This window comes from Streptomyces sp. NPDC031426, from assembly GCF_055581585.1.
The window spans coordinates 1-9,192 of record NZ_JBVIJE010000069.1; the positions used below are offsets into that span (position 1 = coordinate 1).

The 9,192-nt window shown below is 72.7% G+C and carries 2 protein-coding genes; both read left to right on the plus strand.

What is annotated here, in order from left to right; all coding sequences use genetic code 11:
* The coding region (locus tag ACZ5NH_RS44780; protein ID WP_468784164.1) for a type I polyketide synthase at window positions 1-7,293 on the plus strand (7,293 nt) is incomplete at its 5' end.
* 65 nt (window positions 7,294-7,358) lie between these two features.
* On the plus strand, window positions 7,359-9,192 hold a 1,834-nt coding region (locus ACZ5NH_RS44785; protein ID WP_468784166.1), incomplete at its 3' end, for a type I polyketide synthase.

A 9,192-nucleotide genomic window follows, 5' to 3' on the forward strand; every position in this document is an offset into this window, starting at 1 on the left:
CGGGCCCGCAGGGTGCCGGTGGACTACGCGTCGCATTCCGCGCAGGTGGATTTGCTGCGTGAGGAGTTGCTGCGGCTGCTGGGCGGGATCGAGCCCCGGTCCGCGCGGGTGCCGTTCCTCTCCACGGTCACCGGCCGGTGGGTGGAGGGTCCGGAGCTTGCGGCGGGGTACTGGTTCGACAACCTGCGTCGCACGGTCGAACTCGATGGTGCGGTGCGCACGTTGGTGGAGCAGGGTTTCGGTGCGTTCGTGGAGTGCAGTGCGCATCCGGTGCTGGCGATGGGTGTGCAGGAGAGCGTCGAGGACGCGGGCCGGCAGGCTGCTGTGGTGGGGACGCTGCGCCGGGACGAGGGGGGAGTGGAGCGTTTCCTGGTGTCGTTGGGTGAGGCGTTCGTGCAGGGTGTGTCGGTGGACTGGAAGGCGGTGTTCGCCGGGAGCGGTGCTCGCCGGGTCGACCTGCCCACCTACGCCTTCCAACACCAGAACTACTGGCTTGAATCAGGAGCCGCCCCGGCCGCACAGGACACCATCCCCAGCGACTCCGTCGAAACCCGCTTCTGGGAGGCGGTGGAGCGGGAGGACTGGGAGACGCTGGCCGCCGAGCTGGCGGTCGACGGGGACCAGCGGCTGAGCGAGGTACTGCCCGCGCTGTCGTCCTGGCGGCGGCAGAGCCGTGAGACGTCGACCCTCGACGGATGGCGGTACCGGGTCACCTGGAAACCACTGCCGGACAACTCGACGGCCCCACGCCTCTCCGGAACCTGGCTGGTCGTCGCGCCGGACACGGACGGTGCATGGCAGGCGGGCGTCATTCGTACCCTCACCACACGCGGCGCCGCGGTGCGGGTGCTGACGCCGGCCACGACCGACCGGGAAACGCTGGCCGCCCTGCTGCGCGAGGAGCTCGGCGAGGGGGAGCCCGTCAGCGGTGTGCTGTCGCTGCTCGCCCTGGACGCCGGGCAGCCCCTGCACAGCTCCCTCGCCCTGGTGCAGGCCCTCGGCGACGCGGAGGTCACGGCACCGCTGTGGTGCGCCACCCGCGGCGCGGTCTCCGTCAACAAGGGCGACACACTCGACGATCCGGAGCAGGCGCTGGTCTGGGGCCTGGGCCGGGTGGCCGCCCTGGAGCACGGTGAGCGGTGGGGCGGTCTGCTCGACCTGCCGTCTGCGGCTGGTGACGAGGCCGATGAACGGTCGCTGAACCGACTCGCGGACGCTTTGGCGGCGGCCGGTGACGAGGATCAGCTCGCGCTGCGGCCCGCGGGAGTGTTCGTACGACGGCTGGTGCGGGCCCCGCTGGACCGCACCCCGGCGGTCCGTGACTGGCGGCCCGGGGGAACGGTGCTGGTCACCGGCGGGACCGGCGCGCTGGGCGCGCATGTGGCCCGGTGGCTGGCCCGCAACGGTGCCGGGCATCTACTGCTCACCAGCCGCAGTGGCCCCGACGCCCCCGGCGCCGGCGAACTGCGCGAGGAACTCACCGCCCTGGGCACGGAAGTGACCGTCGCGGCCTGCGACGTCGCCGACCGCACCGCCCTCGGTGAACTGCTCGCCGCGATACCGGAGGACCGGCCCCTGACGGCCGTGGTGCACACCGCGGCCGTACTCGACGACGGTGTCATCGAGGCACTCACGCCGGACCAGCTGGACCGGGTGCTGCGGGTCAAGGTCGAGGCGACCCGGCATCTGCACGAACTCACCCGCGAGTCGAACCTCTCGGCGTTCGTGCTGTTCTCCTCCTTCGCCGCCACCTTCGGCGCCCCCGGCCAGGGCAACTACGCGCCCGGCAACGCCTTTCTCGACGCCTTCGCCCAGTACCGGCGCGACGCCGGGCTCACGGCGACGTCCGTGGCCTGGGGACCGTGGGGCGACGGCGGCATGGCCGAAGGCGCGGTGGGCGACCGTATGCGCCGCCACGGCGTGCTCGAGATGGCGCCCGAACTCGCGGTCACCGCCCTGGGCCAGGCCCTGGACCGGGACGAGACGGCACTGACCGTCGCCGACATGGAGTGGAAGCGCTTCGTCCTCGCCTTCACTTCCGGCCGGCCGCGCCCCCTGCTCGGCGACCTGCCCGAGGCACGCGCCGTGATGGACGGCATGCGTGCGGACACCGAGGCCGACGGGGCCGGCGGCAGCGCGCTGCTCCAGCGGCTCGCGGGCCGGCCGGAAGCCGAACAGGAGCGCGCGATCCTGGAGTTGGTGCGCACGGCCGTGGCGTCCGTCCTCGGCTACGCGGGTCCGGAGGCGGTCGAGTCGGGCCGGGCCTTCAAGGAGCTCGGCTTCGACTCGCTCACCGCCGTCGAACTGCGCAACCGCCTCGGGGCCGCCACCGCGCTGAAGCTCCCGCCGACCCTCATCTTCGACTACCCCACCCCCACCGTTCTGGCCGGGCATCTGCGCCGCGAGCTGTCCGGTACGACCGGCGCGATCGCGGCCCCGCTGCCGGCCGTGGCCGGCGTCGCGGACGACGAGCCCGTCGCCATTGTGGCGATGAGCTGTCGTTTCCCGGGTGATGTGCGGTCGCCGGAGGATCTGTGGCGGTTGCTGGTCTCGGGTGGGGATGCGTTGTCCGGGTTCCCGGTGGACCGGGGTTGGGACGTGGAGGGGCTGTACGATCCGGATCCGGACGCGCAGGGGACGTCGTACACGCGTGAGGGTGGTTTCCTGCGGGAGGCGACGCGTTTCGATCCGGGTTTCTTCGGGATCTCGCCGCGTGAGGCGCTGGCGATGGATCCGCAGCAGCGGCTGCTGCTGGAGACGTCGTGGGAGGCGTTCGAGCGGGCGGGGATCGACCCGGGGACCCTGCGGGGCAGCCAGGCCGGTGTCTTCGTCGGCACCAACGGCTCCGACTACTCCATGGTCATGCAGGCCTCCGACACCGGATACGAGGGTCATCTGGCCACGGGCACGGCGGGCAGCGTCGTCTCCGGCCGCGTCGCCTACACGTTCGGGCTGGAGGGTCCGGCGGTGACGGTGGACACCGCGTGCTCGGCGTCGCTCGTCGCCCTCCACCTGGCGGTGCAGGCGCTGCGCAACGGCGAGTGCTCGCTCGCGCTCGCCGGCGGCGTCACGGTGATGTCGACACCAGGCACCTTCATCGAGTTCAGCCGGCAGCGCGGACTGTCCGCGGACGGCCGCTGCAAGGCGTTCTCCGCCGACGCCGACGGCTTCAGCCCGGCCGAGGGCGTCGGCCTGCTGGTCGTGGAGCGGCTGTCGGACGCCCGTAAGAACGGTCATCCCGTGCTGGCGGTGGTCCGCGGATCTGCGATCAACCAGGACGGTGCGAGCAACGGCCTGACGGCGCCGAACGGTCCGTCGCAGCAGCGGGTGATCCGGCAGGCGCTGGCCAACGCCCGGCTGTCGGCCGACCAGGTCGACGCGGTGGAGGCGCACGGCACCGGTACGAGCCTGGGCGACCCCATCGAGGCGCAGGCGCTGCTGGCCACCTACGGCCAGGGGCGGGCGGAGGACCGTCCGCTGCTGCTGGGCTCGGTGAAGTCCAACATCGGGCATACGCAGGCCGCCGCGGGTGTGGCGGGTGTGATGAAGATGGTGCTGGCGATGCGGCACGGTGTGCTCCCGCCGAGCCTGCACATCAGCGAGCCGACCCCGCACGTCGACTGGTCCACCGGAGCCGTCGAGCTGCTCACCCGGCCCACCGACTGGCCGCAGACCGGCCGGCCGCGCCGAGCCGCCGTCTCCTCCTTCGGCTTCAGCGGCACCAACGCCCACGCCGTTCTCGAAGAAGCTCCGCAGGACCAGGCGGAGCACTCCGACGACCCGCACGGCGACACCACCCTGCCCCTCACGGATGGCGCGGTGCTGCCGTGGGTGCTGTCGGGCAGGACCGAGACGGCGCTGCGCGACCAGGCGCAGCGGCTCCTGGACCATCTGGAGGAGCACACCGACCTGGAGCCCGCCGACGTCGGTTCCTCCCTGGCGCTCACCCGTTCCGTGCTCGACCACAGGGCCGTGGTGATCGGCCGCGACCGAGCCGGCTTCGTCAGGGGGCTGCAGGCACTGACCCAGGAGCGAGCACTGCCCGGGCTCGTGCAGGGGTCGGGCACGGGGAGCAAGGGGGTGTTCGTGTTCCCCGGACAGGGGTCGCAATGGGTAGGCATGGCCTCCGCGTTGTTGGACGCTTCACCCGTGTTCGCTGCCCGGATCGATGAGTGCGCGGCGGCGCTGGACCCCCTCACGGACTGGTCGTTGGTGGATGTGCTGCGGCAGGTGCCGGGTGCGCCGTCGCTGGAGCGGGTGGATGTGGTCCAGCCCGCCCTGTTCGCGGTGATGGTCTCCCTGGCCGAGCTGTGGCGGTCGGCGGGTGTGCAGCCCGCCGCCGTGCTCGGCCATTCCCAGGGGGAGATCGCCGCCGCCTGTGTCGCGGGCATCTTGAGTCTTGAGGACGCCGCACGGGTGGTGGCGCTGCGCAGCCAGGCGATCGGCCGGGTTTTGGCCGGGCTCGGTGGGATGGTGTCGGTGGCGCTGCCGGTGGCGGCGGTGCGGGAGAAGATCGCCCACTGGGGTGAGGAGCGGGTGTCGGTGGCGGCGGTGAACGGGCCGTCGTCGGTGGTGGTCTCGGGCGAGCCGCAGGCACTGGAGGAACTGCTGGCCGCCTGTGAGGCGGAAGGGATCCGGGCCCGCAGGGTACCCGTGGACTACGCCTCCCACTCCGCGCAGGTGGATTTGCTGCGTGAGGAGTTGCTGCGGCTGCTGGGCGGGATCGAGCCCCGGCCCGCGCGGGTGCCGTTCCTCTCCACGGTCACCGGCCGGTGGGTGGAGGGTCCGGAGCTTGCGGCGGGGTACTGGTTCGACAACCTGCGTCGCACGGTCGAACTCGATGGTGCGGTGCGCACGTTGGTGGAGCAGGGTTTCGGTGCGTTCGTGGAGTGCAGTGCGCATCCGGTGCTGGCGATGGGTGTGCAGGAGAGCGTCGAGGACGCGGGCCGGCAGGCTGCTGTGGTGGGGACGCTGCGCCGGGATGACGGGGGAGTGGAGCGTTTCCTCGCGTCGTTGGGTGAGGCGTTCGTGCAGGGTGTGTCGGTGGACTGGAAGGCGGTGTTCGCCGGGACCAGTGCCCGCCGGGTCGACCTGCCCACCTACGCCTTCCAACACCAGAACTACTGGCCCCAGGCCTCCCCTCTGGAGACGGTTCCCGTGGCCTCGGTCGACCCGGCCGACGCCGCCTTCTGGGAAGCGGTCGAACGCGAAGATCTGCAGGCGCTGGCCGACACGCTGGAGCTCGCGGACACAGAGCCCCTCGGTCCCGTACTGCCCGCCCTCTCGTCCTGGCGGCGGCAGAGCCGCGACCGGTCGACGGTCGACAACTGGCGCTACCGGGTCACCTGGACACGGCTTGCCGACGAGCGTCCGGCACGACTGACCGGCACCTGGCTGCTGGTGGTGCCCGGGACAGCGGCCGACGGCCAGTGGGCCGCGGCGGCGGGCCGCGCGCTCGCCGAACGCGGAGCGAGGGTACGCACCTTGGTCCTGACCGAGGCCCACCCCGAACGCAAGGTGCTCGCCGACCGGCTCGGCGAAGAGACCGTCGACGGCGTCTCGGGCGTCCTCTCCCTGCTGGCCTCCGCTCCCCACCCGCAGGCACTGCACGGCTCCCTCGCCCTGCTGCAGGCGCTGGGCGACACCGGCGTCGACGCCCCGCTGTGGTGCGCCACGCACGGCGCGGTCGGCGTGGGCGGCACCGACACGGTGACGGACCCGGAACAGGCCCTGCTGTGGGGATTCGGCCGCACCGCGGCCCTGGAACACCCCGAGCGCTGGGGCGGCCTGGTCGACCTGCCCGAGACCCCCGACGAGCGATCGCTGACGCGGCTCACCGCCGTGCTGGCCGGCGACGGCGGGGAGGACCAGCTCGCGGTCCGCACCACCGGGGTGTTCGCCCGCCGCCTGGCCCGCGCCCCCTTGGCCGACTCCGCACCCGCCCGGAACTGGCGGCCCGGCGGGACGGTGCTGGTCACCGGCGGGACCGGCGCGCTGGGCGCGCACGTGGCCCGGTGGCTGGCCCGCAACGGTGCCGGGCACCTGCTGCTCACCAGCCGCAGTGGCCCCGACGCCCCCGGCGCCGGCGAACTGCGTGCGGAACTCACCGCTCTGGGCACGGAAGTGACCGTCGCGGCCTGCGACGTCGCCGACCGCACCGCCCTCACCGGACTCCTCGCCGCAGTCCCCGCCGACCGGCCGCTCACCGCCGTCGTCCACGCCGCCGGCGTCCTCGACGACGGTGTCCTCGAGGCCCTCACACCGGACCGCTTCGCCACCGTCCTCGGACCGAAGGCGGACGCCGCACGCAACCTGCACGAGCTCACCCGCGATCTCGAGCTCTCCGCGTTCGTGCTGTTCTCCGGTGTGGCCGGCACCCTCGGCGACGCCGGGCAGGCCAACTACGCGGCGGCCAACGCCTACTTGGACGCCCTCGCCGAACACCGCAGCGCCGCGGGTCTGCCCGCCACCTCGATCGCCTGGGGACGCTGGGGCGACGGCGGCCTGGCCGCCGACGGCGCCATCGGCGACCGGCTCGACCGGGGCGGAGTGCCGGCCATGACCCCACGGCTGGCGATCCGCGCGCTGCAGCAGGCGCTGGACCACGACGAGACCACGGTCGCCGTGGCCGACATCCAGTGGGACCGCTTCGCGCCCGGCTTCACCGCCGTACGCCGCAGCCCGTTCATCGGCGAGCTGCCCGAGGTACGCCTGCTCGAGCGGACCAGCGCCTCCGACGAGGCCACGGGAAGCGCGGCGTCGGCGGCCGAGGCACTCCGGCAGCGGCTCGCCGGAATGTCCCGGGCGGAGCAGTCCCTCGTGGTACTCGAACTGGTCCGGACGCAGGCCGCCGCGGCACTCGGCCACCCCTCGACCGCCGAGGTCGGTGCGTCACGCGCCTTCAAGGAACTCGGCTTCGACTCCCTGATCGCGCTCGAACTGCGCAACCGGCTCAACGCGGCGACCGGACTGCGCCTGCCGGCCACCCTGGTCTTCGACCACCCGACCCCCGCGGCGCTCGCCGACGTCCTGCGCGCCGAGATCACACAGGACGGCGGCGCGGCCGCGGCTCCCGGCATCACTGAACTGGAACGGCTGGAGTCCGCCCTGTCGGTGCTGGACCCGGACGCGGAGACACGGACCGACATCACGGCGCGGCTGCGGGCCCTGCTCACGAAGTGGGAGGAGACCGAGCCCGGGTCCGCACCTGACGGCGAAGCGGTGGCGGGCCGACTCCAAGAGGCGACGCCTGACGAGGTCTTCGCCTTCATCGAGAACGAGCTCGGAATTTAGCACTACAGCGTGCGCGCACTGGCAGCGCGTCGTTCGTGACGAGAAGCATGGGTGAGGTTTTTCCAATGGCGGATGCGGATCAGGACAAGATCCTCGACTACCTCAAGCGGGTAACGGCCGATCTGCACCAGACACGGCAACGCCTTCGCGAGGTCGAGTCGCGGGAACCCGAGCCGATTGCGATCGTTGCCATGAGCTGCAGGTTCCCCGGAGGCGTCGAGTCTCCGGAGGACCTGTGGCAGCTCGTGGCCTCCGGCGGCGACGCTATATCCGGGTTCCCGACCGACCGCGGCTGGGACATCGAGTCGCTCTACGACGAGGACCCCGACCAGCAGGGCACCAGCTACACCCGTGAGGGCGGTTTCCTCACCGACGCCGGACGTTTCGACGCGGCGTTCTTCGGCATCAGCCCGCGCGAGACCCTGGGCATGGACCCGCAGCAGCGATTGCTGCTGGAGACCGCCTGGGAGGCGTTCGAGCGGGCCGGGATCGACCCGGGGACCCTGCGCGGCAGCCGGGCCGGCGTGTTCATCGGCACCAACGGCCAGACGTACCCGGAGATCCTGCAGCAGGTGCCCAAGGGCGTCGAGGGCTACCTGATGACGGGCAACGCGGCCAGCGTCGTCTCCGGCCGGCTGTCCTACACCTTCGGCCTGGAAGGCCCGGCGGTCACCGTCGACACCGCCTGCTCCGCCTCGCTCGTCGCCCTGCACCTGGCCGTCCAGGCGCTGCGCAACGGCGAGTGCACCCTCGCCGTGACCGGTGGCGTGACCGTCATGGCCAGCCCCCGCTCGTTCGTCCAGTTCAGCCGGCAGCGCGGCCTCGCCCCCGACGGACGCTGCAAGCCGTTCGCCGAGGGCGCCGACGGCACCGGCTGGGGCGAGGGCGTCGGCGTACTCCTGGTGGAGCGGCTCTCGGACGCCCGGAAGAACGGTCACCCCGTGCTGGCGGTGGTCCGCGGATCGGCGATCAACCAGGACGGCGCGAGCAACGGACTGACCGCACCCAACGGTCCGTCCCAGCAGCGCGTCATCCGCCAGGCGCTGACCAACGCCGGGCTGACCCCCGCCCAGGTCGACGCGGTCGAGGCACACGGCACGGGCACCACCCTGGGCGACCCGATCGAGGCCCAGGCCCTGATCGCCACCTACGGACAGAACCGGCCCGAGGGCCGGCCGCTGTGGCTAGGCTCGATCAAGTCCAACATCGGCCACACCCAGGCCGCCGCCGGCGTCGCCGGAATCATCAAGATGGTGAAGGCGATCGAGCATGGAGTGCTCCCGCCGACCCTGCACGTCGACCAGCCGTCCGCCAACGTCGACTGGACGGCCGGACAGGTCGCGCTGCTGACCGAGGCTCAGCCGTGGCCGCAGACCGGCCAGCCGCGCCGCGCGGGCGTCTCCTCCTTCGGCGTCAGCGGCACCAACGCGCACACCGTCATCGAGCAGGCACCCGCCGAGGACACCGCGGCCGGCGCCGTCGGGAACGCCTCCACGGACGCCGTCGAGGACACCGCCACGGCCGGGGCGCCGTCCGCGCCCGGCGCCCGCCGGCAGCCCCTGCCGCTGCTGCTGTCCGCCCGCAGTGCCGAGGCGCTGCCCGCCCAGGCCGAACGGCTCCACCGGCGCGCGGCGGACGACACCGGGCTGGACCTGCTGGACCTCGGCCACTCGCTCGCGACCACCCGCGCCGCCCTCGACCATCGCACGGTCCTCTTCAGCGAGAACCGCGAGGCCCTCCTGCGCGACCTGAGCACCCTGGCCGCCGGTGACACGCCGCCCGGTGCCGTCCAGGGCGTCACAGACGAGGGCAAGGTGGCGTTCCTGTTCTCGGGTCAGGGCAGCCAGCGCGCGGGCATGGGCCGTGAGCTGTACGAGACGTATCCGGCGTTCGCCGAGG